Origin of the sequence: Polaromonas sp. CG_9.5, assembly GCF_035984465.1 — a bacterium.
In the GTDB taxonomy this organism is placed as follows: Bacteria; Pseudomonadota; Gammaproteobacteria; order Burkholderiales; family Burkholderiaceae_C; genus Polaromonas.
Genome location: NZ_JAXCHR010000011.1, coordinates 42,371 through 68,604, shown reverse-complemented (window position 1 = coordinate 68,604; position 26,234 = coordinate 42,371). Strand labels below are relative to the sequence as shown.

General features: G+C 61.7%; 25 protein-coding genes and 1 pseudogene. 17 read left to right on the top strand and 9 right to left on the bottom strand.

What is annotated here, in order from left to right; all coding sequences use genetic code 11:
- Positions 1 to 7: 7 nt before the first annotated feature.
- Complete coding sequence (locus RCH06_RS10610) at positions 8 to 286, top strand: septum formation initiator family protein (protein ID WP_327081431.1); 279 nt, start codon at positions 8 to 10, stop codon at positions 284 to 286.
- 9 nt (positions 287 to 295) lie between these two features.
- On the top strand, positions 296 to 790 hold the full coding sequence (locus RCH06_RS10605; protein ID WP_327081430.1) for a hypothetical protein: 495 nt from the start codon (positions 296 to 298) through the stop codon (positions 788 to 790).
- A 32-nt stretch (positions 791 to 822) separates the two neighbouring features.
- Here the strand turns inward: RCH06_RS10605 and hslO are convergent, their stop codons facing one another.
- Both hslO and RCH06_RS10595 read right to left on the bottom strand, forming a co-directional pair.
- The gene (hslO, locus tag RCH06_RS10600; RefSeq protein ID WP_327081429.1) at positions 823 to 1,791 is read right to left on the bottom strand and encodes an Hsp33 family molecular chaperone HslO; all 969 of its coding nucleotides are present in this window, start codon (positions 1,789 to 1,791) and stop codon (positions 823 to 825) included.
- Between the two features lie 265 nt (positions 1,792 to 2,056).
- The gene (locus RCH06_RS10595; RefSeq protein WP_327081428.1) at positions 2,057 to 2,581 is read right to left on the bottom strand and encodes a gamma carbonic anhydrase family protein; all 525 of its coding nucleotides are present in this window, start codon (positions 2,579 to 2,581) and stop codon (positions 2,057 to 2,059) included.
- A 121-nt stretch (positions 2,582 to 2,702) separates the two neighbouring features.
- On the opposite strand from RCH06_RS10595, the gene RCH06_RS10590 reads away from it, so the two are divergent.
- Complete coding sequence (locus RCH06_RS10590) at positions 2,703 to 3,524, top strand: ferritin-like domain-containing protein (RefSeq protein WP_327081427.1); 822 nt, start codon at positions 2,703 to 2,705, stop codon at positions 3,522 to 3,524.
- Positions 3,525 to 3,572: 48 nt separating this feature from the next.
- Here the strand turns inward: RCH06_RS10590 and xerD are convergent, their stop codons facing one another.
- Together xerD and RCH06_RS10580 are read right to left on the bottom strand one after the other, a co-directional pair.
- The gene (gene xerD / locus RCH06_RS10585) at positions 3,573 to 4,475 is read right to left on the bottom strand and encodes a site-specific tyrosine recombinase XerD (protein ID WP_327081426.1); all 903 of its coding nucleotides are present in this window, start codon (positions 4,473 to 4,475) and stop codon (positions 3,573 to 3,575) included.
- Between the two features lie 92 nt (positions 4,476 to 4,567).
- Positions 4,568 to 5,539: a tripartite tricarboxylate transporter substrate binding protein BugE gene (locus RCH06_RS10580; RefSeq protein ID WP_327081425.1), complete on the bottom strand. Its 972-nt coding sequence runs from the start codon at positions 5,537 to 5,539 to the stop codon at positions 4,568 to 4,570.
- A 113-nt stretch (positions 5,540 to 5,652) separates the two neighbouring features.
- Between RCH06_RS10580 and RCH06_RS10575 the strand changes: the two genes are divergently transcribed.
- Entirely contained in the window at positions 5,653 to 6,558 is a 906-nt protein-coding gene (locus RCH06_RS10575; protein WP_327081424.1) for an AEC family transporter, read from the top strand.
- 198 nt (positions 6,559 to 6,756) lie between these two features.
- Here the strand turns inward: RCH06_RS10575 and queG are convergent, their stop codons facing one another.
- Positions 6,757 to 7,863 (bottom strand): tRNA epoxyqueuosine(34) reductase QueG, encoded by a 1,107-nt coding sequence (gene queG, locus RCH06_RS10570; RefSeq protein WP_327081423.1) that lies wholly within the window; start codon positions 7,861 to 7,863, stop codon positions 6,757 to 6,759.
- On the opposite strand from queG, the gene tsaE reads away from it, so the two are divergent.
- The 3 genes from tsaE (at position 7,834) to RCH06_RS10555 (ending at position 10,263) form a co-directional block, all read left to right on the top strand.
- Positions 7,834 to 8,352: a tRNA (adenosine(37)-N6)-threonylcarbamoyltransferase complex ATPase subunit type 1 TsaE gene (tsaE, locus tag RCH06_RS10565; RefSeq protein WP_327081422.1), complete on the top strand. Its 519-nt coding sequence runs from the start codon at positions 7,834 to 7,836 to the stop codon at positions 8,350 to 8,352. The genes queG and tsaE overlap by 30 nt on opposite strands.
- Positions 8,349 to 9,875, top strand: a complete 1,527-nt coding sequence (locus tag RCH06_RS10560; protein ID WP_327081421.1) for an N-acetylmuramoyl-L-alanine amidase — start codon at positions 8,349 to 8,351, stop codon at positions 9,873 to 9,875. The genes tsaE and RCH06_RS10560 overlap by 4 nt, the downstream gene beginning before the upstream one ends.
- Positions 9,876 to 10,050: 175 nt before the next feature.
- Complete coding sequence (locus tag RCH06_RS10555; RefSeq protein ID WP_327081420.1) at positions 10,051 to 10,263, top strand: glycine zipper 2TM domain-containing protein; 213 nt, start codon at positions 10,051 to 10,053, stop codon at positions 10,261 to 10,263.
- Positions 10,264 to 10,440: 177 nt separating this feature from the next.
- On the opposite strand, the pseudogene RCH06_RS10550 reads toward RCH06_RS10555, so the two are convergent.
- Positions 10,441 to 12,356: pseudogene (locus RCH06_RS10550) on the bottom strand (AMP-dependent synthetase/ligase).
- A 161-nt stretch (positions 12,357 to 12,517) separates the two neighbouring features.
- Positions 12,518 to 13,171, bottom strand: a complete 654-nt coding sequence (locus tag RCH06_RS10545; protein WP_327081419.1) for a VTT domain-containing protein — start codon at positions 13,169 to 13,171, stop codon at positions 12,518 to 12,520.
- Between the two features lie 181 nt (positions 13,172 to 13,352).
- Here RCH06_RS10545 and mutL point away from each other — a divergent pair, with 181 nt between their 5' ends.
- The 9 genes from mutL (at position 13,353) to RCH06_RS10500 (ending at position 23,926) form a co-directional block, all read left to right on the top strand.
- The gene (gene mutL / locus RCH06_RS10540) at positions 13,353 to 15,302 is read left to right on the top strand and encodes a DNA mismatch repair endonuclease MutL (protein WP_327081418.1); all 1,950 of its coding nucleotides are present in this window, start codon (positions 13,353 to 13,355) and stop codon (positions 15,300 to 15,302) included.
- Between the two features lie 84 nt (positions 15,303 to 15,386).
- Positions 15,387 to 15,602, top strand: coding sequence for a hypothetical protein (locus RCH06_RS10535; protein WP_327081417.1), 216 nt, complete (start codon positions 15,387 to 15,389; stop codon positions 15,600 to 15,602).
- The gene (gene gdhA, locus RCH06_RS10530) at positions 15,599 to 16,942 is read left to right on the top strand and encodes an NADP-specific glutamate dehydrogenase (RefSeq protein WP_327081416.1); all 1,344 of its coding nucleotides are present in this window, start codon (positions 15,599 to 15,601) and stop codon (positions 16,940 to 16,942) included. Before RCH06_RS10535 ends, gdhA begins: the two co-directional genes overlap by 4 nt.
- A 120-nt stretch (positions 16,943 to 17,062) precedes the next feature.
- Complete coding sequence (locus tag RCH06_RS10525; RefSeq protein ID WP_327081415.1) at positions 17,063 to 17,440, top strand: DUF1090 domain-containing protein; 378 nt, start codon at positions 17,063 to 17,065, stop codon at positions 17,438 to 17,440.
- A gap of 72 nt (positions 17,441 to 17,512) precedes the next feature.
- On the top strand, positions 17,513 to 18,409 hold the full coding sequence (locus RCH06_RS10520; RefSeq protein WP_327081414.1) for an alpha/beta hydrolase: 897 nt from the start codon (positions 17,513 to 17,515) through the stop codon (positions 18,407 to 18,409).
- 47 nt (positions 18,410 to 18,456) lie between these two features.
- On the top strand, positions 18,457 to 19,482 hold the full coding sequence (miaA, locus tag RCH06_RS10515; RefSeq protein ID WP_327081413.1) for a tRNA (adenosine(37)-N6)-dimethylallyltransferase MiaA: 1,026 nt from the start codon (positions 18,457 to 18,459) through the stop codon (positions 19,480 to 19,482).
- Between the two features lie 114 nt (positions 19,483 to 19,596).
- Positions 19,597 to 20,601 carry an OmpA family protein gene (locus RCH06_RS10510; protein ID WP_327081412.1) on the top strand — a complete coding sequence of 335 codons (1,005 nt, stop codon included), beginning with the start codon at positions 19,597 to 19,599 and terminating at the stop codon, positions 20,599 to 20,601.
- 78 nt (positions 20,602 to 20,679) lie between these two features.
- On the top strand, positions 20,680 to 21,327 hold the full coding sequence (locus RCH06_RS10505) for an ABC transporter ATP-binding protein (RefSeq protein ID WP_327081411.1): 648 nt from the start codon (positions 20,680 to 20,682) through the stop codon (positions 21,325 to 21,327).
- 22 nt (positions 21,328 to 21,349) lie between these two features.
- Complete coding sequence (locus tag RCH06_RS10500) at positions 21,350 to 23,926, top strand: ABC transporter permease (protein ID WP_327081410.1); 2,577 nt, start codon at positions 21,350 to 21,352, stop codon at positions 23,924 to 23,926.
- A gap of 51 nt (positions 23,927 to 23,977) precedes the next feature.
- Here RCH06_RS10500 and RCH06_RS10495 read toward each other — a convergent pair whose 3' ends face one another.
- Entirely contained in the window at positions 23,978 to 24,685 is a 708-nt protein-coding gene (locus RCH06_RS10495) for an HAD family hydrolase (RefSeq protein WP_327081409.1), read from the bottom strand.
- Positions 24,686 to 24,879: 194 nt separating this feature from the next.
- Between RCH06_RS10495 and gloA the strand changes: the two genes are divergently transcribed.
- Positions 24,880 to 25,290 (top strand): lactoylglutathione lyase, encoded by a 411-nt coding sequence (gene gloA / locus RCH06_RS10490; protein ID WP_327081408.1) that lies wholly within the window; start codon positions 24,880 to 24,882, stop codon positions 25,288 to 25,290.
- A 131-nt stretch (positions 25,291 to 25,421) separates the two neighbouring features.
- Here the strand turns inward: gloA and msrA are convergent, their stop codons facing one another.
- Positions 25,422 to 25,961 carry a peptide-methionine (S)-S-oxide reductase MsrA gene (gene msrA / locus RCH06_RS10485; RefSeq protein ID WP_327081407.1) on the bottom strand — a complete coding sequence of 180 codons (540 nt, stop codon included), beginning with the start codon at positions 25,959 to 25,961 and terminating at the stop codon, positions 25,422 to 25,424.
- Positions 25,962 to 26,234: the final 273 nt, after the last annotated feature.

Genomic DNA, 26,234 nt, shown 5'->3' with positions numbered 1-26,234 from the left:
CCGACCTATGGGCAAGCGTTTCTTCATTCCTGCTATTTTGCTCATGCTGCTGGTGGTGTTCCAGGCCCAGCTCTGGACGGGCAGAGGCAGCATTTCCAGCGTGCGGGAGATGGAGCAGCGCTTGAGCGTACAGCTGGCCAAGAACACGCTGGATCAGGCCAGCAACGACCAGCTGGCCGCCGAAATCAAGGATCTGCAAGAGGGTCTGGGCATGGTCGAGGAAAAGGCGCGCAGTGAGCTGGGCATGGTCAAGCCCAATGAAATGTTTGTCCAGATCACCCCCTGAGCCCCACGCATGGCGGCGCTGACCATCGCACTGCTGGGCGCGCCTCACGCCGACCTCCAGATGCTTGCCGACGCCCTGAACAGCGCGTTGAAAGCCTCAGGCTGGCAAGTTTTTCTGGTGGTGCCGGGCAACGCGCAGGCGGACACAACCAACCTCTGCGCTTTTGACCTGGTGCTGCTATGCGGGCTGCAACCCTCGGCGCAATCCCAAATCGAAGCACAAGACCCTGCGCTTGAGGCGCAAGACCTGTTGATTCGCGCCAGGTTGGCGCTGGCGGCTGTGTCTTACCGGGTGCTTTACGGAACCGCCGAGGAACGCCTGGCCCATGCCCTGAATGCCATTGAAAGCCTGCTGCCCCGCGCTGAAACAAGCTCACGCCCAAAGCCTCTTTCAGGCAGTGTCAAAAAACAGCCCTGGGTCTGGATGTGTGAGAAATGCAGCGATCCGCAATGTGAACACCAGCTGTTGACCGCTCTGCTGGGGCAACGCACCGACCAGGTTTGACGCTATTCGCCATCAAACCCGCTGTGCGCTGATTACTGAACGGTTGAAGTGGGCGGCAGCTGCTGGATGGGCTGGGTAAAAATCTGCGCTGCATCGACCGGATCGAATCCGTACTGCGCGCCACAAAACTCGCAGGCCACATCGACCGCGCCGCGCTCGGCAATGATGCTTTCAATTTCTTCAGTCCCCAGCCCACGCAGCATATTGCTGACGCGCTCGCGTGAGCAACTGCAGGCAAAGCTCGGTGTGAGCGGCTCAAACCGCGTGATGGGTTCCTCCCAAAACAGGCGGCGCAAGATCGTATCGACATCAAGCGTCAGCAATTCTTCGCGCTTGAGCGTGCCGGCCAGCATGGCGATGCGCTGGTAATCTTCATTGACGCCAATCTGGTCTTCATTGGCCTGGCGGTCACTCTGACCTTCGAGGTTGCCCATGCCTTTGACGGGCAGGCGCTGGATCAGCAGGCCTGCAGCCACATTGCCGTCAGCCGCCAGAATCAAGCGGGTGTCGAGCTGCTCGCTTTGCAGCATGTAGTGCTCCAGCACTTCGGCCAGGCTCTCAATTTTTTCATGCTGGTCGCCAAACAGCGGCACCACGCCCTGGTAAGGCTGCTGGCCCGGAAATTTGTCTTTCGGGTCCAGCGTGATGGCGCAGCGCCCTTCGTTGTTTACATTGACCAGCTGGCTGAGCGAACTGCCCGGCTCAACCGGGCCGGTCACGGTGGCGGTGGCGCGCAGGCTCAGGTCGGGCTGCACTTCGGCCACGGCCAGTTTGACCGGGCCATCGCCAAAAATCTGCAAAATCAGCGCGCCGTTGAATTTGATGTTGCTTTGCATCAGCGCGCCAGCCGCCGTCATTTCGCCCAGCAGGTTGATGACCTCGGCCGGATAGCCGCCAGCGTCTTGCCGGCGCTTGAGGATTTCCTGCCACGCATCGGTCAGGCGCACGATCATGCCGCGCACCGGCAGGCCGTCGAAGATGAATTTGTGCAGTTCAGACATTAGTAAACCCCCACGCTTGTCGCTGCTCTTACTGTGCTGCCCCCCGAGGGGGCTGCTGCGCCTGTGGCCCGGCAAAGCCGGTTCCACGGCCCCTGCTGGGGAAGAGGTAGTTCTGCCACGCTCGTCGCTGCGCGCAATGGGTTGCGTCGGGTGCATTGCACAACAGAATTTTTAGCCTTTGCGGGTCTTTGCCGGGTCTGGAGCTGCCGCGTTTCTGAATGGATCATGTTCTGGATATCGCTCTCAATGTCGTTCTGAAGGCCGTTCAGGCCAGTTTCTTGAGTCCGGTCTTGTAGCGCCGGGCATTGTCTATATAGTGCTGCGCGCTCATTTTTAAACCTTCGATTTGCGCGTCAGACAGTTGGCGTACCGCTTTGGCTGGACTTCCCAGAATCATGCAACCGTCCGGGAACTCCTTGCCTTCAGTCACCAAAGCGCCTGCGCCGACCAGGCAGTTCTTGCCAATTTTTGCGCCATTGAGCACCACGGCTTGAATGCCGATCAGCGAACCGTCGCCAATCGTGCAGCCGTGCAGCATCACCTGATGGCCGACGGTGACGTTGTCGCCAATCACCAGCGGCATGCCGTGGTCGGCGTGCAGAACACTGTTGTCCTGAATATTGGCACCCTTGCCGACGGTGATGGTTTCGGTGTCACCCCGAATCACCACGCCAAACCAGACGCTGCTGTCTTCACACAAGGTCACGTTGCCCATGACAGAAGCGCTGTCGGCAACCCAGGCTGAGTCGTGAATGGCGGGGCTCAGATCGTCCAGCTGGTAAATGGCCATGGTGTTCCTTGATGACGGAGTACGGGTGAAAATGAATTTTGATTGTAAGGACGCGATAGCTCCTGTGCCCGCGCCAGCTTATAGTCGCCCCGCTCCTGCCACTTGCGCCGACAATTCAGCCATGAACGCCACGCCCATCGCCCCGGAACTGCGCCAGCTTGCCCTGCAAGCGCTCCTGACGCCTGATTTACAACAAAAAGTGGCGCTTGCGCACGCCCTGTATGCGCAAGCAGCTACTCTTTTAATAGCAATTGATACCACCATCAGTGCGCCTTCAGGCCTTCCCGGTTGCCCGGCGCGACCGGAATTGCGAAAACATCTGGACATGCCCCGGCACTCGCCTTTCAAGCCCGAAGGCCTGGCCGCCCTGATGCATGCGGTGACCCATATCGAGTTCAACGCCATCAATCTGGCGCTCGATGCCATCTGGCGTTTTGGCGGCATGCCGCGCGCCTATTACCTCGACTGGCTCCAGGTGGCGGCGGAAGAAGCCACGCATTTCAGCCTGCTGCGCGGGCTGCTGCAAGACATGGGCTACGACTATGGCGACTTTGCGGCCCACACCGGGCTGTGGGACATGACGCAAAAAACCGAAGCCGACGTGCTGGCGCGCATGGCGCTGGTGCCGCGCACGCTGGAGGCGCGCGGGCTGGACGCCACGCCGCCGATGCAGGCCAAACTGCGCAAGGTCGGCACACCCGACGCCCTGCGCGCCGTCAGCATTCTGGACATCATCCTGCGCGATGAAATCGGCCATGTGGCAATTGGCAACCACTGGTTTCGCCACCTGTGCGCCGAGCGCGGCTTGCCGCCGGTCGCGACCTATACCGCGCTGGCCCTGCAGTACGGCGCGCCGCGCCTGAAAGGCCCGCTGAATCTGGATGCCCGGCGCGCGGCAGGATTTGATGAAGCCGAGCTGGCGCTGCTGCAAGCGTCGGCTTGAAACAGCGCCGGCCCCTGTACGCATCTGCCGCCTGATTTTTCTGTCTATTCAGCCGCGCGGATGGTGCTCTGCATGCAGCAGCTTCAGGCGTTCACGCGCCACATGGGTGTAAATCGTGGTGGTGGAAATATCGGCATGCCCGAGCAGCATTTGCACCGCCCGCAAATCAGCGCCGTGGTTGAGCAAATGCGTCGCAAAAGCATGGCGCAGCGTATGCGGCGACAGGGGCGAATGAATATGGGCCAGAAGTGCATACTTTTTGACCAGCATCCAGAACATCACCCGGCTCATGCCGTGGCCGTGGCTGGTCACAAACATGTCGTCGGTCTGCTGGCCGCCCAAAATCACCGACCGCGCTTCAGCCAGGTAACGCACGACCCATTCACGCGCCACCTGGCCGAAAGGCACGAGCCGTTCGGTGTTGCCCTTGCCTGTGACACGCAACACGCCTTCATTCAGGCCGACATGAAAGGTCTTGAGCCCGACCAGTTCGCTGACGCGCAGGCCGCTGGCATACATCAGCTCCAGCATGGCCCGGTCGCGCAGCCCGAGCGGCGTGTCGTCGTCGGGGGCGGCCAGCAACGACTCGACCTGCGCCTCAGACATCACGGTGGGCACGCGCAAGGCCTGTTTGGCCGATTGAAGCTTGAGCGTCGGGTCCAGGGCCAGCAGGTTTTCGCGCAGCGCCCAGCGAAAGTAGCGCTTGAACACCGTCAGGCAGCGGTTGGCCGACGTGGCTTTGGTCACCGCATGGCGAAAAGCAAAATAAGCCTTGAGGTCTTCTTCGGTGGTTTCGTCGAGCCAGCGCTGCTGCTGCGCTTCGGCGCCCAGCCATTCAGCGTACAGCGACAGGTCGCGCCGGTAAGCGGCCAGCGTGTTGTTGGACAGGCCGTCTTCCAGCCACAGGGCGTCGACAAACGCATCAATGCCGGACTGACTTTGGGGGTGCATAGCGTAAGGAGTTGGGTGAAGAAAAGATAAAAAGCTGCCGCTTTGAGGCAAAGCCCCAAGCGGCGGCCTTCATGAAAGGCGGAGCAGACGCTTCATTCCAGCTTGAGGCCGGCGGTTTCAACGACTTTTTTATAGACGTCGAATTCGGCCTTGATTTGGGCCGCGAACTGCTCGGGCGTGTTGGCCACGATCTGCGAGCCGGTGTCCTCGATGCGCTTGCGCACCGCCGGGTCTTCCAGCGCCTTTTTCACGCCGGCATTGACCTTGTCAACCACCTCTTTGGGCAAGTCCTTGGGGCCGACGAGGCCGTAATACGCCATGCGGTTCACCGGCTCCAGCCCGACTTCCTTGAAGGTTGGCACGTCCGGCAGCGAAGCCAGGCGCTGCGGCGCGGCCACGACGATGGGAATCAGGCGCTTTTGCAGCGCAAACGGCAGCGTCGAAGGCAGGTTGTCAAAAATGATCAGCACCTGCCCGGCCACCGTGTCATTGAGCGCCGGGCCGGAGCCCCGGTAAGGAATGTGCGTGATGAACGTGCCGCTCAGGGTTTTATACAGTTCCATCTGCAGGTGCGCAATCGAGCCGGTGCCCGACGAGGCAAAGGAGTATTTGCCGGGATTTTTCTTCAGCTCGGCGACAAACTCCTTGTAGTTGCGCGCCGGAAAGCTCGGATGGACCGCAATGATGTTGGGCGTGGCAGCAATGTTGATGATCGGCGTGAAATCCGTCAGCGGGTTGTACGGCGTTTTCGGGTTGATGGCCGGGTTGGCGGCGGTGGTGGACACCGTGGCCATGCCCAGCGAATAGCCGTCAGGCTGCGCGCGCGCCGTTTCAGTCGCACCAATCACGCCGCCGCCGCCGGCCTTGTTTTCAACAATGACGACCTGCCCCATCGCCTTGCCCAGCGGATCGGCCATGACCCGGCCAATGATGTCGGTGGTGCCGCCCGGTGCAAAAGGAATCTGCAGCTTGATGACCTTGTTGGGATAGCCTTGCGCCAGCGCAGAGCCGCCCGCGACGCTCAAGGCCAGTGCAGACAGTGCCAGCAGATAACGATGATTCATAGTCAACTTCCTTTGCGTGAAACAAACACGAATCGTAAACGCAGGCGCGCGTGCTGTGCCCTGTGGAATACGCATAAGGGCTTACCCCGATTTTTACGGTTATTCTCGACGCCGTGATTTACGCCCAACTCCTTTTTCCTGATTTTTCGCTGATTGTTTGTGGTTACCTGCTCTGCCGCTACACCGCCCTGAACCGCATGGTGTGGACGCAGGTGGAAAGCCTGGTTTACTTCTTTTTATTCCCGGTTTTGCTGTTCTATTCGATTGTCAAAAGCCCGCTTGACCTGGGGGCCGCCTCCAGCGTCATAGGCGCTGGTCTGTCGTTGAGCCTGGCAGGCATCGCCATGGCGTACAGCCTGCCGCATCTTCCCTGGCTGGGCCGGCATATTGACGCGCGTGAACATGCGGCCAGCGCGCAAGTGGCCTTTCGCTTCAATTCCTTCATTGGTCTGGCACTGGCGGAGCGGCTCGCGGGCAGCCAGGGCCTGCAGATGATTGCGGTGCTGATCGGCGTGTGCGTGCCGCTTTCCAATGTGGCGGCCGTGTGGCCGATGGCCCGGCATGCGCAGCGCGGTTTCCTGCGCGAACTCGCGCGCAACCCGCTGATTCTGGCCACGGCGTCGGGGCTGGTAGTTAATTTGCTGGGGTTTTCGGTGCCTGACTGGTCAGCGCCCACGCTCACGCGGATTGGCGCCTCGGCCATCGTGCTGGGCTTGATGGCCGCCGGGGCCGGCATGCAGTTTGGCCATCTGTCGCAGGCCAAAACCCTGACGACCGCCGTGTTGTCGATACGGCATGTGTTGTTGCCGCTGATGGCGCTGGGGCTGGCCAGGGCGTTTGGATTGACGCCCGTGCAGTCCACCGTGTTGCTGGCGTTTTCGGCTTTGCCGACGGCTTCCAGTGCCTATGTGCTGGCGGCGCGCATGGGCTACAACGGCGGTTATGTGGCCGGGCTGGTCACCCTGTCAACCCTGCTGGGGCTGGTGAGTTTGCCGTTTGCGCTGGGTCTGCTGGGGTAATGGCGTCAGTTTTTAGCACGCTAATTTTGCTACTATTTCAATAGCTGCTTGCGCCCGTATTTATTGCGCAAGACAGCTATTTCAGGCTATGTATGAGTTAAGTGTTGCGCCATAGCTGTAGCCATAAAGGCTCGATCACTTTTCTCCTCTGGGGAAAATTTTTGCAACAGTTAACTCCGACATAGCCCTATTTCATCATTAATTATCCGGATTTTGCTGCAGCGCCCAGGCGACATGCTCGCCAACCAGCGCGCTTGGGCCTACAGCGCGTTCCTGCAGAGCGGCGCGCAAACCGGCGGCGTCCGCAACGCCTGCACGCAGGGCATTGCCCATCGCTACGGCAATATTACGCAGCCAGCGCTCGTGACCGATGCGGCGAATCGGGCTGCCTTCGGTAAAACGCAAAAAATCCGCCTCGCTCCAGGCAAACAGGGTGACGAGTTGCTGGCCGGTCAGCCCCTTGCGCTCGTCAAAATCAGGCAACGCACTGCGCTGCGCGAACTTGTTCCACGGGCAAATCAGCTGGCAGTCGTCGCAGCCGTAAATACGGTTGCCGATCACGTGGCGAAACTCCAACGGAATCGGGCCGGCAGACTCAATCGTCAGGTAAGAAATGCAACGCCGCGCATCGAGTTTGTGCGGCGCGATGATGGCTTGCGTCGGGCACACGTCGATGCAGGCCCGGCAACTGCCGCAGTGAGACGTGACCGGCAGGCTGGGCGGCAAGGCAATGTCGATATAGATTTCACCCAGAAAAAACATCGAGCCGGCTTCGCGGTTGAGCAGCAGCGTGTGCTTGCCGCGCCAGCCCTGGCCGCTGCGCGCCGCCAGTTCGGCCTCTAACACCGGGGCCGAATCGGTAAAGACGCGGTGCCCGAGCGGCCCAACCTGCGCGGCAATGCGTTCGCTCAATTTTTGCAGCCGGGCGCGCAGCACCTTGTGGTAGTCCCGGCCCCGCGCATAGACCGACACAATGCCTTCGGCGGGCCGCTCAAGGCGGCTGAGTTCCATGGCTTGCCACTCGCCCGGCCCGCTCGGAATGGACGCTGGCAAATAATCCATGCGTGCCGTGATAACGCTGACCGTTCCCGGAACCAATTCGGCAGGCCGCGCTCTTTTAAGGCCATGCGCGGCCATGTAATGCATGTCGCCATGAAATCCTTCGGCCAGCCAGGCTGATAATCCCGTTTCGGCCAACGACAAGTCGACACCCGCGATGCCTGTTTGCGAAAATCCAAGCTCGCGTGCCCAAGTTTGAATTTGAGAAACGAATTGATGACTGTTCCACTGATTGAAGGTCGGCATCCGCTGATTGTAAAAAACATGACCTGGCTTGACGAAGCCAGCACGGAATCGTTTGCGCGAACGCTGGCGGCCCAACCCGCAATTGGCCGCGCGCTGATCGAACTGCAAGGCGACCTGGGTGCCGGCAAGACCACTTTTGTGCGCCATCTGCTCAGGAGCCTGGGCGTGCCGGGGCGCATCAAAAGCCCCACCTATGCGGTCGTTGAAGCTTACACACTGGATGCGCCAGCGCTTGACGCGGTTCACAATCAAGGTTTAGCCATCTGGCATTTTGATTTTTACCGGTTCAACGATCCGAACGAGTGGGAAGAAGCCGGGTTTCGCGAGAGCTTTGCCAGCCCCGGATTGAAGCTGGTGGAGTGGCCTGAAAAAGTGGGTGACCATTTACCCTTGCCTGATCTGGTAATCCATATCGACATGCTGCCCGACGCGTCCCGCACCATCACCCTGACGGCCTATACCCCCACGGGGGCGGAGTTGCTCACATGAAAAACAAGAAGTCTCCTGCGTCCGGTTTGAGCCGCCGCCATGCCCTGCAAATGGGCAGCCTGGTGCTGCTGCTGGGCACGCAGCACATCGCACGGGGCGCCACCATCGTGGCGGTGCGTGTCTGGCCGTCCAAGGACTACACGCGGCTGACCATCGAGTCAGACACTGAAATCAAGGCGCGCCAGTTCTTTATTCCCGAGCCGCCCCGGCTGGCGGTTGATATTGAGGGCATCGACCTGATTCCAGCGCTGCGCGAACTGGTGGCCAAGGTGAAGTCCGATGACCCGAACATCTCGGGCATTCGTGTCGGGCAAAACGCACCGGGCGTGGTGCGGCTGGTGATGGATTTGAAAAAGCCCATGCTGCCGCAGGTGTTCAGCCTGAAGCCGGTGGCCGCTTACCAGCACCGGCTGGTGTTTGACCTGTACCCGGCGCAGCCGGTAGACCCGCTGGAAGCCATGATTTCCGAACGGCTTGCCGACCCCCGTTCAGGGAGCGCAGCAGCCAACACACCGGCAGCCGCACCCGTCGCCGCAAATCCTGCGCCCGACAAACTGCCGACACCGTCTGAAAACACCGCAGCAGCCAGTGACCCGCTCGGCAGCCTGATGGCGCAGCAGTCCGACAAAGCGGCGTCGATCCCGGTGCCAGCCGCCCCCTTGCCTTCCAGGCCCCCCAAAGTCTCGATTTCCAAGTTGCTGCCTAATTCATCGCTGAAAAACGAGTCGCAAACGGCTTCTGTTCCCCGGTTGCCAGAAGCTTCAGCGCCGGATTTTAGAGAAAACTTCCCCAACCTGCCCCAAGCCCGCATGGATCGTCTTGTCATCGTCGCCCTGGATCCGGGCCACGGCGGTGAAGACCCCGGCGCCATCGGCCCCGGCGGCACGCGCGAGAAAGATGTGGTGCTGCAAATTGCACACCGCCTGCGCGACCGAATCAACCAGCAGCCCAACATGCGCGCCTACCTGACGCGCGATGCCGATTTTTTCGTACCGCTGCATATTCGCGTGCAAAAAGCGCGCAGCGTACAGGCCGACCTTTTCATCAGCCTGCATGCCGATGCTTTTTTTACCGACGTTCCTCAAGGTGCCAGCGTGTTTGCACTGAGCGAAAAAGGCGCCTCCAGCAGCGCGGCACGCTGGCTGGCCAACAAGGAAAATTCGGCCGATCTGGTGGGCGGCATCAATGCCAAGGCCAAGGATGCGCAGGTTCAAAGAGCCCTGTTTGACATGAGCACCACCGCGCAAATCCATGACAGCATGAAGCTGGGCAGCGCCATGCTGGGCGAGATCGGCAATGTCGGCAAGCTGCACAAGCCCCGGGTCGAGCAGGCCAGTTTTGCGGTGCTGAAAGCGCCCGACATCCCCAGCGTACTGGTCGAAACGGCTTTTATCAGCAACCCGATTGAAGAAGCCCGGCTGCGCAGCGAGGGCTACCAGATTCAGCTGGCCGATGCGCTGATGCGCGGCATTTCGAGTTATTTCGCCAAAAACCCGCCACTGGCGCGCAACCGCGCCCTGTAAGCCTGTAGGGGCACTCAACGAAACTTTATGGGTGCGCATCGATACGACAGCTGTCGGCGATGTAATCCTACAGTCCAGCCTGGTTGCATGGCATAAAATTCAGGCACAGGCAAAGCCTGGACTTCAATCGGTGAAGCATCCTGAAAAATAGCCTCTTCCTCTAAAAGGTGAAATTATGAACACGAAAATTTTGATGTCAGTTGCCGCCGCTTCCCTGATTGCCCTGACCGGCTGCGGCACCAACCCAACCAACGCACAAATCGGTACTGGCGCTGGCGCTGTACTGGGCGGCGTGGCAGGCAATGCCGTCTTTGGCGGCACGCTGGGAACCGTTGGCGGCGCTGCTGCTGGCGCGTTGATCGGCAATGAAGTCGGCAAAAAGCGTTAAGCAACCCACTTGTATATTGTCCTGACGCGGTCAGGCAATGCCGCACAGACCAGCGCACAAGCAGTTCAACCTGCTGATCCGCAAAAAAGATGACTCCTGAATTTCAGCGAGTCGTCTTTTTTTTTGCCTGAAATAGCGCCAAGCCGTCATTAAGCTCAAGCGGTGCAGAAGGCCAGCTCAGGCAGAAGCAACCTTGCGTTTCGCAGGCCCATACATTGCGTCGATGTCCGCCGCAAAACACGCCATCAGGTTATTGCGCTTGAGCTTGAGCGTCGGTGTCATGAAGGTGTTTTCAATCGTCCAGGGTTCCAGCGTCAAAAACACGGCGCGCGGCATGGCGTAACGCGCAAAGTTCAGTGTTTGAGCCGAAATGCGCGCCAAAGCAGCTTTGTGAACCACTGGCTGGTTCAGGCTGGCGGCATCAGCCGGGTCGAGCCCGAGCGAGCTGGCCAGGCGCTGCCATTCCAGCGGATTCACCACCGCCATGCAGGCGATGAAGGGCCGGTTTTCGCCGACCACCAGCACCTGCGCAAACAGCGGATCCACGGCAATAGCCAGTTCCAGATCGCCAGGCGGCACTTTCTCGCCCGTCGAGGTGACGATGATTTCCTTGATCCGGCCCATGATGCGGATACGCCCGTTCTGCACGTCAGCCTGGTCGCCGGTCGACAGCCAGCCTTCGGCATCCAGCACTTTGGCCGTGTCCTCGGGCCGCTTCCAGTAGCCTTTCATCACCGAAGGGCCGCGCACCTGCAGCTCCCGGTTATCACCGATACGCACTTCCACACCCGGCAGCGCCTGCCCCACGGTCGCAGGGTCGTTGTCTTGCACGCCATTGGCCGCCACCACGGGCGACGTTTCCGTCATGCCGTAGCCTTGCAGCAGCGGCAGGCCCAGCCCCAGAAAGCAGCGCGCCACCGCATGCGACAGGGCAGCGCCACCACTCACGGCAACCCGTACCCGGCCACCAAACTGCGCCCGCAAAGTGCGCGCCACCAGCCGGTCCAGCAACGGCCAGAGCAGCGGGTCCAGCGCAGCCCAGACACTGTCTTCGCCGGCCGCCAGCGGCAAACCCTGCGCGCGGCAAAACCGCCGCCAGCCCACGGCCTGCGCAGCCTCAAACAGCCGCATCTTGAAAGCCGACCCGGCCAGCGTTTCCTGCAGCTTGGCAAATACCCGTTCGTAAATACGCGGCACCGAGATCAGCACCGTGGGGCGCACGGTTTTCAGGTCTTCTGCCAACAGCGCCACCGAACGCGCATAAGCCACGCAACTGCCCACGGCCATCGGCAGGTAATAACCCAAGCGGAACTGCTGCGCGATGCGCTGGATATGCTCACGCAACTGCCCACGGCCATCGGCAGGTAATAACCCGCCGTGCGCTCAAAGGTGTGCGAGAGCGGCAAGAAGGACAAAAAGACATCGTCCGGCGTCGGCACGACGCGCTCCAAAATAGCCAGCACGTTGCACACCACATTGCGGTGCGTCAGCATCACGCCCTTGGGCTTGCCAGTCGTGCCCGAGGTATAGACGATGGCCGCCAGGTCGTCGGCAGACGGCGGCGGCGTGACACTGGAATGCCCCTGCCCCGCCGCCAGCCAAGCCGCCAGCGAAAGCACCGGAACGGCTTCGCCGGAGGCCGCAGTCAGCGCGTTTTCCCCGGTGACCACCACAGCCCGCAACGCCGGCAGGGCCAAACCGACGCTTTCAATGGCGCGCCACTGTGCCAGCGATGACACCATGACCATCAAGGCTTCGCAGTCCGACAGGATGTAGGCAATGCTGCCGGGGTTGTCGATGGCGTGCAGCGGCACCGGCACCAGCGCCTGTGACAGCGCGGCCTGATAGGTGCAGACCGCATCCAGGCCGTTGGGCAACAAAATGGCGATGCGCGCCTGACGCGGCAGTTCCAGCGCCGCCAGCGCACGGCCCCAGTGCGCAATACGCTCGCTGGCGCTTGCCCACTGGGTGCTGACCCACTGCCCCTTTGCCGTATCAAACTCGCGGTAAGCCTCGCCCTGCGGGCTTTGCGCCACACGAAAAATCAGCAGTTCGGACAAGGTGCTGACAGTGGCGAGTTTCAGGGAATTCATGGTGATTCAGAAAGGTTGTCTTGAAAGGCGGCTGGCAAAAATAGCGTTTGAGCCGACACGCTTGAAAAGCGTGCAATGCGAAACCGGTGGCTGAAAACGGACGATTGTCACGTTCAAGCCACAAGCCAATACACATAGCCGGTTGCGCAGGCGTCAGTGGCTCAAACCGGGCTGCTGCTGGTTTTCTGCCGTGCCCGCCAAGCGCCAAAAAGCACGAACAGGCCGGGAACCAGAATCATCGCCCAGATGATCTTGTCCAGGTTCGCCTTGACGAACGGCACGTTGCCAAACACATAGCCGATGGTGACGATGCCGCCCACCCACAGCGCTGCACCCACCAAATTGAAAACCAAAAACTTGCCGCGCGACATGTGTGAAATACCGGCGACAAACGGCGCAAAAGTCCGCAAGAAAGGCATGAAGCGCGCCGCAATGATGGTGACGCCGCCGTAACGCTCGTAAAACCCGTGCGCCTGGTTGAAGGCCTTTTTATTGAAGAAGCGCGAGTCTTCCCACTGAAACACCTTCGGCCCCAGATAACGGCCAATCGAATAATTGCACTGGTCGCCCAGCACCGCCGCCACAAACAACAAGCCCACGGCCAGCGGATAACTCATCAGCCCCACGCCGCACATGGCCCCCACCACGAACAAAAGGGAATCGCCGGGCAAAAACGGCATGACGACGACGCCGGTCTCGACAAAAATAATCACGAAAAGCAATGCATAAACCCACAGGCCATAACTGGTCACAAAGGTTTCCAGGTGCTTGTCAACGTGAAGGATGAAATCGATCAAAAAGGTAGCTAGTTCCATGCACGGGATTTTGACAGGTCTTAAATCGCCTTCCAGCAGGTGGCTAACCCGCATGGATATTCAGTTATTTATCTGGACTGTTTCTGGGCTCAAGGCGCTTTCTGGCCCGCTTGCCGTGTCTTGCACCACAAGAGCAGGCACAGGGCCGTGCATCAACGCTGCGCCTAAAATTGGCCGCCTCATGACACCTCAGACCCAGGCCGCGCGCCACCCCATCCGCGATCTTCCCGACGAACTCATCAGCCAGATTGCTGCCGGCGAAGTGGTCGAGCGGCCAGCGTCGGTGGTGCGCGAGTTGCTTGACAACGCGCTGGACGCCGGGGCGACGCAGGTCACGGTGCGCCTGTCAGCCGGCGGTGTGCGGCTGATTTTGGTGGAAGACGACGGGCTGGGCATTCCGCGCGAGGAATTGCCGGTCGCGCTGCGCCGCCATGCCACCAGCAAGATTGCCTCGCTGCAAGACCTGGAAGCCGTCGGCACCATGGGTTTTCGGGGCGAGGCGCTGGCCGCCATCAATTCGATTGCCGACATGAGCCTGCTGTCCAGAACGCAGGATACCGAGCACGCCTGGCAACTGGACGGTCGCACCGGCGAACTCAAAGCCGCCGCCCGCGCGCGCGGCACCAGCGTCGAGGTGCGCGAGCTGTTTTATGCCACCCCGGCCCGGCGTAAATTTCTGAAAACCGACGCCACTGAACTGGCGCACTGCATCGAAGCCGTGCGCCGCCATGCCTTGGTGCGGCCCGACGTGGGCTTTTCCATCTGGCACGAAGGCAAGCTGGTCGAGCAGTGGCGCGCCTGCAGCGGTGAACTGGCCCACGCGCACAGCCTGCCCCACCATGACCAGCGTCTGGCCGATGTGCTGGGCAGCGAGTTTGTCGCGCAGTCCATCGCCGTGTATTACGAAAGCAGCGCGCGCCGCGCCGACGGCCAGCCGTCGGTTCGGGTCTGGGGCCGCGCGGGTATTCCGGATGCCGCCCGTGCTAGACCAGACCAGCAGTTTGCCTATGTCAATGGCCGCTATGTGCGCGACAAGGTGCTGACGCACGCGGCACGCAGCGCCTACGAAGACGTGCTGCACGGCCACCGCCAGCCGGTGTATGCGCTGTATGTGGACATCGACCCGGCGCGGGTTGATGTGAACGTGCACCCGACCAAGATCGAAGTGCGTTTTCGCGACAGCCGCGAAGTGCATCAGGCGGTGCGCCATGCCACCGAAGACGCGCTGGCCGCGCCCCGTGCCGGCGCAGCCACGGCCACCGTTTCCGAAGATTCGACCGCGCCAGACACCGCCCCGCCGCCCGCTGGCAGCATTTTTAAGTCAAACAAGGTCTTTGCGCAACAGGGGTGGGCGCAACCAGCTATCAATTTCGGAGCAAAATCAAACCACCGCGCTTCAGACTTTGAAGCCCTATGGCCTGTGCCGGTGCCAGCAGATCGCCCCGCCGCGCCAGACACCGACCGCCTGGCGCGCGCAGCCGAAGCCATTCAAGCGCCCATCCCTGCGCAGCAAGCCGCTTCGCCGCAAACCAGCCTGCCGGGCGGCGACTGGCCGCTGGGCCGCGCCCTGGCGCAGTTGAAAGGCGTCTACATCCTGGCCGAAAACACGCAGGGCCTGGTCATCGTAGACATGCATGCCGCGCACGAACGCATCGTTTATGAACGGCTGAAAACCCAGTTTGACACCGCGCGCATTGCCAGCCAGCCGCTCTTGATTCCCGCCACCTTTGCCGCCACAGCGCAAGAAGTCGCCACAGCTGAAGACTGCGCCGACACGCTGAGCCTGCTCGGGCTGGAAATCACACCGTTTTCTCTCAAGACGCTGGCCGTGCGGGCCGTGCCCACCAGCCTGGCGGCCGGTGACGCGGTCGAGTTGGCCAGAAGCGTGCTGGCCGAATTGGCCCAGCACGACGCCAGCACCGTGATTCAGCGGGCGCAAAACGAGTTGCTGGGCACCATGGCCTGTCACGGCGCGGTGCGCGCCAACCGGCGTCTGACGGTCGATGAAATGAACGCCCTGCTGCGCCAGATGGAAGCGACCGAGCGCTCAGACCAGTGCAACCACGGCCGGCCCACCTGGCGGCAAGTCAGCCTCAAGGAACTCGACAGCCTGTTTTTGCGCGGACGCTGAGCAGCGCAGCCCGTGCAGCATTACCAGCAATGACAACAAGGCACACCCTCCGCCCACGAAGCGCAGGCTGTGAGAAGTGACGGCTTGACGGCTTACCACTGGAGCAGCGCAACGCTTGGGCATGACGCGAAACCCGAGCGTTTGAAGCACGGTCAGCCGCCCGCAGTCTGCGCACGCAAGCCCTTAATTGGTGCAAAACAATTAAAACGATGTGGACACAAGCCGAAAAAACAAACTTTTCGCGGCAAAATGCTGTTTTCGCATGAGTTTATGCACCAATTAGAGGAATTGAACGGATGAAATACAAAACCCTGGATGGCTTTTTGAGCCACGTCGCCGCCTGCAACCCAGGTCAGCCGGAATTCATTCAAGCCACGACCGAGGTCATGCAAAGCCTTTGGTCTTACATTGAGAAGCACCCTAAATACGCTGAGCACGGTCTGCTCGACCGCCTGATCGAGCCTGAGCGCACCATCATGTTCCGCGTTTCGTGGATTGATGACCGGGGCGAAGTCCGCGTGAACCGGGGCTACCGCATCCAGCACAGCTCGGCCATCGGTCCGTACAAGGGCGGCCTGCGCTTTCACCCTTCGGTGAATTTGTCGATCCTGAAGTTCCTGGCTTTTGAGCAGACCTTCAAAAACGCGCTGACCACGCTACCTATGGGCGGCGGCAAGGGCGGCTCCGACTTTGACCCGAAGGGCAAGAGCCCGCTTGAAGTCATGCGCTTTTGCCAGGCGTTTGCCAGCGAATTGTTCCGCCACATCGGCGCCAACACCGACGTGCCGGCCGGCGACATCGGCGTGGGCGGGCGCGAAGTCGGCTTTATTGCCGGCATGTACAAAAAACTCTCCAACCGTTCGGACTGCGTGTTCACCGGCAAGGGCATCTCGTTTGGCGGCTCGCTGATCCGCCCTGAAGCCACCGGCTACGGCACGGTCTATTTCGCTGAAGAAATGCTCAAGCAAAAAGGCCGCTCGATGGACGGCCTGCGCGTCAGTGTGTCGGGTTCGGGCAACGTGGCGCAGTACGCGGTGGAAAAGGCCATGGCGCTGGGTGCCAAGGTGATCACCGTGTCGGACTCCAGCGGCACCATCGTCGATGAAGACGGCTTCACCCCTGAAAAACTGGCCGAACTGATGGAAGTCAAGAACCATCTGTATGGCCGGGTCAACGACTATGCCGAGCGCACCGGCGTGGCTTTCCACCCCGGCGTTAACCCGTGGCATGTGCCGGTCGACATTGCCCTGCCCTGCGCGACGCAAAACGAGCTGGACGGCGACGACGCCAGGCTGCTGGTGAAAAACGGCGTGATCTGCGTGGCCGAAGGCGCGAACATGCCCTCGACGCTGGAAGCGGTTCATGTGTTTGAAGGCAACGGCGTGCTGTACGCACCGGGCAAGGCCAGCAACGCCGGAGGCGTGGCCACGTCGGGTCTGGAAATGAGCCAGAACGCGATGCGCCTGTCGTGGTCGCGGGACGAAGTCGATGCGCGTTTGCTGCAGATCATGCAAGACATTCACAGCGCCTGTCTGCAATATGGCCGCCGCGAAGACGGCACGATCAGCTATGTCGATGGCGCCAACGTGGCCGGATTCGTCAAGGTGGCTGACGCGATGCTGGCACAAGGCGTGGTGTAAAACGCCGCCCCTGCGGCACGCAAACCCAAAGGGGCTTCACAGCCCCTTTTTTTATGCCGGGATGAAAAGCGCATACTCCACGCCCTTTTGCCAACCGACATTCTTTTTTCAGAAAAATCCATGAAGCAACTCTTTATTGCCAGCCTGCTGGCGCTTGCCGCAACCCCTTTGCTGGCCGCCGAACCTTCTGCGGCCTGCGCCGCCAAGATCACACGCATCGAATTTGAGGTCGGCCAGGCCCAGGCGCAGGGCCGGCAGCATCAGATTGCCGGCTTGCAAAAGGCCTTGCGCGCCACGCAGTCGAACTGCACGGACGCCTCGCTGGCCGTAGAACGTGAAAGCGACATTCAAAAGGCGACGAAAAAAGTCGCAGAGCGAGAGCAAAAGCTGGCCAAGGCGCAGGCCAAAGGCGATGCCCAGAAAATCGCCCGCCAGCAGGCCGATCTGGATGAGGCGCGCAGCGAGCTGGTCAACGCGCAAAAACCGCTCTTGCCCTGATCGCCGCAGCCAGTCGGCGACTCCAGGCTTGGCCACAACGAACTTTTAGGGCCAAGCTCGCTCTATGAAGTGATGAAACGCTGGCCCTATCTCTTTTTTCTGCTCTTTGCCTTGGCCCTGCTGCTGGTGGGCGGCACGGCGCTTGACCAAAAGCAACGCGGCTGGATCTTCCAGCCCAGTGACCGCAGTTGGGGCAGCAGCGCCGAGCTGGCGCGGGACATGCAAAATGTCTGGATCAATTTTGACTCGAAGGCCACCGGCAACCCGGTCAAGCTGCACGGCCTGTGGCTGCCCGCCGACCCCGCGAATGCGGCGTGGAAAGGCGCCAAAGCGCCGGTGCTGCTGTTGCTGCACGGCGCGCGCTGGAACGTCGAAGGCTCCGCGCCGCGCATTCGCCACATGCAGCAACTGGGGTTTTCGGTGCTGGCGATTGACTACCGGGGCTTTGGCAAAAGCTCGTCTGACCTGCCTTCAGAAAACACGGCCTACGAGGACGCACGCGCCGCCTGGGACTGGCTGGGCGCGCGGCATCCGCAGCAGCCGCGCTATATCTTCGGCCATTCGCTGGGCGGCGCAGTCGCCATTGAACTGGCAGCCAAGGTCAATGACGAAGCGGGCACGATTGTGGAAAACACCTTCAGCTCGATTGCCGATGTGGTCAGCACCATGAAATGGGGCTGGTTGCCGCTGCGCGCGCTGATCACCCAGCCTTTCGAGTCAGTGGCCAAAGTCGCCCATCTGGGCGCGCCGCTGCTGGTGGTGCATGGCTCAAACGACACGCAGATTTTGCCGTCGCTGGGGCGCAAGCTCTATGACGCGGCACCCGAGCCCAAGGCTTTTGTGCTGGTGGAAGGCGGCTCGCATCACAGCACCAACACGCTGGGGCAGGCGCAGTACCGCGTGGCGCTGGCCGAATTGTTTGGCGCCAGCCGCACCGGCGCGCGTTTGTCGCCGCTGTCGCCGCAGTAAGCGCCGGGGCGCCAGCGCTGGCAGGGCTTTCTGGTAGCCTCACGCGCATGTCTGTTTCTTTTCCCCCGGCGCGCAGCGCGCGCCCCCCGAACACCGCTTACATCGCCCTGGCCGGCCCCACGGCGTCGGGCAAAACCGCCGCCGCGCTGGCCATCGCCGAGCGCTATCCGGTCGAGATCATCAGTGTTGATTCAGCCCTGGTTTACCGGGGCATGGACATCGGCACCGCCAAGCCCAGCCCCAACGAACTGGCCGCCGTGCCGCATCACCTGATCAATATTCGCGACCCGCTGCACGCTTACAGCGCCGCCGAATTCGTGCAGGATGCGCAGCAGCTGATCGAAGACATCAGCGCGCGCGGCAAGCTGCCGCTGCTGGTGGGCGGCACCATGCTGTATTTCAAGGCGCTGTTTGACGGGCTTGACGACATGCCCAAGGCCGACCCGGCGGTGCGCGCGGCCCTGGCGCTTGAGGCCGCCGCCCAAGGCTGGCCCTCGCTGCATCAGGAACTGGCGCGGGTCGACCCGGTGACGGCTGCGCGCCTGGCACCGCTTGATTCGCAGCGCATTTCGCGGGCGCTGGAAGTGTTCCGGCTGACCGGCCAGCCGTTGTCATTTTTTCACCAGCGAAGCGCTACTAAAAAAATAGCTGACAGCGCCCGTCCCGCCTGCGCCAATGCCCTTATTTCCCTGGAACCCCAAGATCGCGCCTGGCTGCACGCGCGCATTGCTCAGCGCTTTGACGCGATGCTGGTCGCCGGCTTTATCGATGAAGTCAAGGCCTTGCGCACCCGGGGAGACTTGACGCTTGACTTGCCGTCGATGCGCTGCGTCGGCTACCGGCAGGCGTGGGAAGCGCTGGATGCGCTGGAAGCTGACGGGCCGGGCGGCAATTTTTCAGAAAAAGACTTCAATACCTTGCGCGACAAGGGCATTTTTGCCACGCGCCAGCTGGCCAAGCGCCAGATCACCTGGCTGCGCTCCATGCCGCAGCGGCGCGTCGTCGCCTGTGACGCGCCCGATGCGCTGGCGCAGGTGCTGGCGCAGGTGCAACCCTTGTTTCTAGCGCCATAAAACTTGCGCTACCATGCCTCATCAACCCTGGCTGGTGCAGTTCAGGGCTTTCAAAAGCCGGCCTGCAGACTTTTTCCCAGTTGCATTCATGCGGTTGAACACCCCATTTAAAAAATGAAATTTACTTTAATCCTGACCGGTCTGTGTCTTGCCTTGGGCCTCAGTGCCTGCAAAAAAACCCCGGAGACCTCCGCCGCTTCTGTGCCAAGCCATACAGCCGCCGCACCGGCCGCTGCAGCCGTTGCGACCCCTTCCGCGACGGCTGCAGAACCTGCGTTCGATCCCGGTTCCCTGCCGACTGCCAAAGTGCAGCTCGGTGCATTTCCTTATATTGCGTTGCCTGACGGCTATTCGTACAACGGCACCAAAACCCTTGACTACGACCGTTTCATGTTCGCCATCAACGGAAGAGTCGTGCCTCTTGAAGGGCGGCTTTTCAAGGCCCCCCTTCAAAGGATCGACAACGCAGCGATGTCCACGGTCTTCGTTGAAAAAAGCTTTGTCAATTTCATGGAATCCCTGGGTGCCCAAAAGCTCAATGATTCCGAGATTGACTACAAGGTCTACGAGCTGGCCCACTACGACAGCGAAAAATCAGATGTCAACATTGGGCAAATCACCCACACCTACGGACTCAAAACCCAAGAGGGCCAGCCCATCATCTTTCAACTCGGCCTGAACAGTCCAAGATACAACATCATGCAGTTGAAGGACTTCAAGCAAACCATGTCGCTTTTGCCCCCTGAAGCCGAGGCGGACAACCTGCAAAAAACCATTGCAGCCGATGGCAAAGCCGTTTTGCACATCAACTTTGACACCGACAAAGCCACCCTTCAAGCCGACGGCAGCCTGATCGTCGACGAGATCGCCAAACTCCTCAAAACCAATGCCTCGCTCAAGCTGTCCATCGAAGGCCACACCGACAACACCGGCAGCACCGAGCGCAACCTGGCGCTGTCCAAAGACCGCGCCGTCGCCGTGCGCGACAAACTGGTCGCGCTGGGCATCAATCCGGCCCGGCTGAAAACCGCAGGCTTTGGCAGCGACAAAGCTGTGGCGGCCAACGACAACGAAGCCAACAAGGCGCGCAACCGCCGGGTCGAACTGGTGAAGTTTTAAGGCCAAACTCACCAGGCCAATGCGCTTGCCATGCGCTGCATGTGCAAGCCTCTTTCCTCCTTACCATTTTTCCTTTTTATGCGTCTGCAAATTCGCCAGTTGGGCAAGCGTTATGGCGAAGCCGCCGTTTTCAGCAACGTCTCGCTCGACGTGGCGCCGGGTGAATTCGTGGCCATCATTGGCGAGTCGGGCGTGGGCAAATCGACGCTGCTCAACTGCATGGCCGGGCTGGACAGCTGGGACGAAGGCACAGTCCAGCTGAACGGCGCTGATCTGCGCGCGATGAACGATGACCAGCGCGCCCTGCTGCGCCGCCGCCATGTCGGCTTTGTGTTCCAGGCCTTTCATGTGTTGCCGCATCTGGACGTGGCGCAAAACGTCGCTCTGCCGCTGCTGCTGCTGGGCGAGCCCGACGACGCGCGCGTCGAGGCGCTGCTTGAAGCCGTCGGCCTGGGCGGCTTGGGTAAGCGCCTGCCGCAGCAATTGAGCGGCGGGCAGTTGCAGCGGGTGGCAATTGCGCGGGCGCTGATCCATCGCCCCGGCCTGCTGCTGGCCGACGAGCCCACCGGCAACCTTGACCCGACCACCGCCGCCAAAGTCATGGATGCACTGGTGGCGCAAACCCGTGAACATGGCGCGTCGATGGTGCTGGTGACGCATTCCCAAGCCGCCGCTGCGCGCGCCGACCGGGTGCTGCACCTGAGCGCTGACGGCATCCGGGCCTGAGACACGGCAAAAAATTCAGCCTATGCGCGCCCTGCTCCGTACTTTTTCCTGGCAAGAACTCCGCCACCACCCGTGGCGCAATGCCGCTGCTGTCCTGGCCGTGATGCTGGGCGTGGCGCTGGCGTTTTCGGTGCACCTCATCAACAACTCGGCGCTCAGCGAGTTCTCGCAGGCGGTGCGCGCCGTCAATGGCCAGCCCGATCTGGAATTGCGGGCGGTGCAAGGCAGCTTTGACGAAAGCCTGTACGCGCGCGTTGCCAACCATCCGCAAGTGGCGATGGCCAGTCCGGTGCTGGAAATCACCAGCTACGGACTGGACGATAAAAGCGACACCACCCGGCGGCAAGCACTGCGCATCATCGGCGTCGATGCGCTGGCCGTGGCGTCCGTCGCGCCGGCGCTGATGCCGGTGCCGTTCAAAGGCGCAGAGCGGCTGGCGCTGTTTTTGCCGGGTACGGTGTTTCTCAATCCGGCGGCGCGCCAGGTTTTTGCCAGCAACCAGCTGCAACTGCAAGACGGCCTGCAGCTGCGCCGCGTGAACGTGGCGGGCAGCGTGAACGCCGGCGGCGGGCCGCTGGCGGTGATGGACATTGGCGCGGCGCAAGACCTGTTTGGCCGGGCGGGTCAGTTGTCGCGCATTGATGTACGGCTCAAAGCCGGCACTGACCTGCGCAGCTTTGAAGCATCGCTGCAGCTGCCGCCCGGCATCACGGCCAGCGCGCCGGGCGATGACGCCGAGCGGGTCAGCAACTTGTCGCGCGCCTACCGCGTCAACCTCACGGTGCTGGCGCTGGTGGCGCTGTTTACCGGCGCATTTTTGGTGTTTTCAGTGCTGTCGCTCAGCGTGGCCAAGCGGGCGCAGCAGTTTGCGCTGCTCGGCGTGCTGGGATTGACCGGGCGCGAGCGCCTGCAAATTGTGCTGATTGAATCGCTGGCGCTGGGCTTGGTGGGCAGTGTGGCCGGCATTGCGCTGGGCACCGGGCTGGCGGCGTTGGCGCTGCGGCTGCTGGGCGGCGACCTGGGCGGCGGCTATTTTTCTGGCGTTGCGCCGGCGTTGCAGTGGAGCAGCGGCGCGGCGCTGACGTATGGCGCGCTCGGTGTGGCGGCGGCGGGCGTGGGCGGCTGGTGGCCGGCACGGGCGGCACAAAAGCTGCCGCCGGCGCAAACCCTGAAAGGACTGGGATTGGTGCCCGGTGGCGGCTCCGGCCACTGGCTGAGCCTTTTGCTGCTGGCGGCGGGCGGCGTGCTGGCGCTGCTGCCGCCGGTCTTTGGCATTCCGCTGGCGGCTTATTTTTCAGTCGGGTTGCTGCTGGTCGGCGGCATCACCGCGCTGCCCTGGCTGATCACGCTGCTGTACGACCGGCTCAGCCCGTGGGTCGCGCACCGCTTGCTGCCGCTGCTGGCGGTGGAGCGCGCGCGCCGGGTGCGTGAAAGCGCGGCGGTCGCCGTCAGCGGCGTGGTGGCGTCGCTCAGTCTGGCGGTGGCGCTGACGGTGATGGTGGCGAGTTTTCGCGACTCAGTCACGCACTGGCTCGACGTGGTGCTGCCGGCCGATTTGTACGTGCGAACCACGTTGAGCACGTCGGCCAGCGACGCGGCTTATTTTTCACCCGGCTTTGTGGCGTCGCTGGGCGGCCTGCCGGGCGTGGCGCGCGTCAGCACGCTGCGCTCGACGCCTTTGCTGCTGGACGCCGGCAAACCCGCCGTCACGCTGATTTCCCGGCCCATCGACGACCCGGCCACGGCGCTGCCGCTGGTCGGCGCGGCGCTGCCGGTGCCCGCCGGTCAAATCGGCATTTATGTCAGCGAGGCGATGGTGGACTTGTACGGCGCGCGGCCAGGCACTGTGTTTTTGCCCCTTTCACAGTCTTTTAGTGCGCTGGCGCAATCAGGACGTGTGCAAGCAGCTACTGATTCAATAGCAAATCAAAAATTCTACGTGGCCGGCGTGTGGCGCGACTATGCCCGCCAGTTTGGCGCGATTGCCATGCCGCAGCGCGACTTTGAGCGCCTGAGCGGCGACCGGCGCGTCAACGACGTGGCGCTGTGGCTGAATGGCAAGGTGCCGGACGCCGACGTGCAGCAAGCCCTGCGCCGGCTGGCCGATGCGCAGTCGCCCGGCGGCGGCGCGTTGCTGGAAATGGCATCGGTCAGCCAGATCCGCACCACATCCTTGAAGATTTTTGACCGCAGTTTTGCCGTCACTTACTGGCTGCAGGGCGTGGCGATTGCGATTGGCCTGTTTGGCGTGGCGGCCAGCTTCAGCGCGCAGGTGCTGGCGCGGCGCAAGGAGTTTGGCCTGCTGGCGCACCTGGGCCTGACGCGCCGGCAAATCCTGACCGTGGTGGCCGGCGAAGGCGCGGCCTGGACGGTGATTGGCGCATTTGCGGGCCTGGCGCTGGGTCTGGCGGTGTCTACCGTGCTGGTGTTTGTGGTCAATCCGCAAAGCTTTCACTGGACGATGGATTTGCAGGTGCCGTGGGCGCGCTTGCTGCTGCTGTGCGCCGCCGTGGTGCTGGCCGGCACGCTGACCGCCTGGCTGGCCGGACGCGCGGCGGCGGGCCGGGACGCGGTGCTGGCGGTGAAGGAAGACTGGTAAAGCAGGGCATCCCTCCGCCAATTTGTGAAAGACCCGGGTTGCGAAAGCCGCTCAAGCCGCCGTTGGCACATCCGTCCGAACCAACATCGGCTGAAACACCGCGTCATCGTAGGCACAAAAAGTGTCGATTTTCGCATGCGCCTGCCGAGCGCGTATCAAGGCCCGCACGCCTGCCCGGCTGGCCGCCGCCGCATCGCGGTCAAAGCGGTCGCCAATCATCAGCGCACGCGTGGCCGGCACGCCGGTCTGGCGCAGGATCGCCAACAATCCGCACGGGTCGGGCTTGAGCCGGGCAATGCCGGCGTCGGTGGCGCAGACGATGGGCTGTGCCTGCAGCCCCAAAGCTGCCAGCTTGTCGCGGGCCGGATAGTCGGAAAACACCGCAATCTGTTTGCCGGCGGTCCGCAAGCCGGCAAACAACGCCTGCACATGCGGATAGCGGCAGCCGGCCAGTAAATCCAGCGGCTTTTGTTCCATCCATTGGGCCACCAGTGCGCGCACTTCGTCTTCGGTCTTGTGGCGCTGGCGGGCGGTGCGGGCATATTGCAGCGCCATGAAGTCGGCGCCAGGCTGCTCGCCGAGTGCTTCCCGCACCTGGCGAAATGTGCGCAGCGTCAGCAGCGTGTCCAGGCTGCGCGTTTGCCATGTCGCCACCAGCAGGCGGCGCAGCATGGCCAGCTGCAGACGCCGCTGGTCGTAGAGCGTTCCGTCCACATCAAAAACCACCAGGTCAATGTCTTTCCAGTCCAGCAAGGGCATCAATCTCTATTCTCCAGCGGCAAGCCCAGCGGCGTTCAGAACGCCCAAACGCAGTGGCATGGCGTTAAAAATGCCTGCGCTGCAGCGGATTTTCTCATTCCCCTGACGCGGGACGATTATCGTCAGCCAGCGTGCGCGCGCCGGGCGGACTGACGACAATCACCGCTCCCTCATTCCACCCGAGAAACTTCACGATGCGATTTCTTCACACCATGCTGCGCGTTGGCGACCTCCAGCGCTCGATTGACTTTTACACCCAGGTGCTGGGCATGCAGCTGCTGCGCCGGTCTGAAAATCCGGACTATCAATACAGCTTGGCTTTTCTCGGTTACGAAGGCAATCCGGCCCAGGCCGAGCTTGAGCTGACCTACAACTGGGGCACCGAAAGCTACGAAATCGGCACGGCTTACGGCCATATCGCACTCGGCATGCCGGACGTTTACGCCGCCTGCGAAAAAATCAAGGCCGCCGGCGGCAACGTGACGCGTGAAGCCGGCCCGGTCAAGGGCGGCACGTCGGTAATTGCCTTTGTGACCGACCCGGACGGCTACAAGATCGAGCTGATCCAGCGGGCTGAAGCCGCCGGTGGCGCGGGTCTGCGCTGATCGGGCTTGCGCCAGGGCGCATTATTGCTATGTTTTAAATAGCTGCTTGCGCCCGCCCAGTATGCGCAAGCGGCTGTTTTTATTGAAATTACGGGCTTTCTCAATCAATTGAGACGCCCGCCCGCCCCGCGTCAGTCCTTGACGCGCGCGGCAAAGGTTTTTCGGAACTTGTCGACCTTCGGCCCGACCACAAAGGCGCAATAGCCCTGGTTCGGGTTGTTCTCGAAATAATCCTGGTGGTAGCTTTCTGCCGGCCAGTAATTCGCCAGCGGCAGCACTTCGGTGACGATGGGTTTGCCAAAGGTCTTGTCCTGGCTGGCTTCGCGGATGAAGTCATCCGCCACCTGTTTTTGCTCAGGCGTTTCGTAGTAAATGCCGCTGCGGTATTGCGTGCCGGCGTCGTTGCCCTGGCGGTTCAGGCTGGTCGGGTCGTGGATGACAAAGAAGATTTCCAGAATTTCGCGCAGCGTGATGTCTGCCGGGTCGTAACTCAGTTTCACGACTTCGTTGCAGCCGGTGCGGCCAGTACACACTTCTTCGTAGCTGGGCCGGGTTGTCTGGCCGTTGCTGTAGCCGGATTCCACATCCGCCACGCCGCGCACCTTGACGTACACGGCTTCCGTACACCAGAAGCAGCCGCCGCCCAGGGTGATGGTTTGCAATTCGCTCATGAGATGGATTCCTTTGTGCTGATAGTCGTGATGAAAGGGATAGACCCGCTGGCACCTTGCCGGTTCCGGGCGCAGTCGTTTTCGGTCACTTTAGCTGCATCACGCGATGGGCAGTCGGTCAGTGCGCAATTGCCCGTTCACGCTTCATGGGCGGCGCGCACGGCTGGCGGCCTAGTCCAGCAACGTCCGCGCGGCCAGAACAAATACCCCCGCCAGCAGCCGATAGCTCCAAGCCATCGTGGCATGAAAGGCACCAAGTCGGCTAGCCGCTCG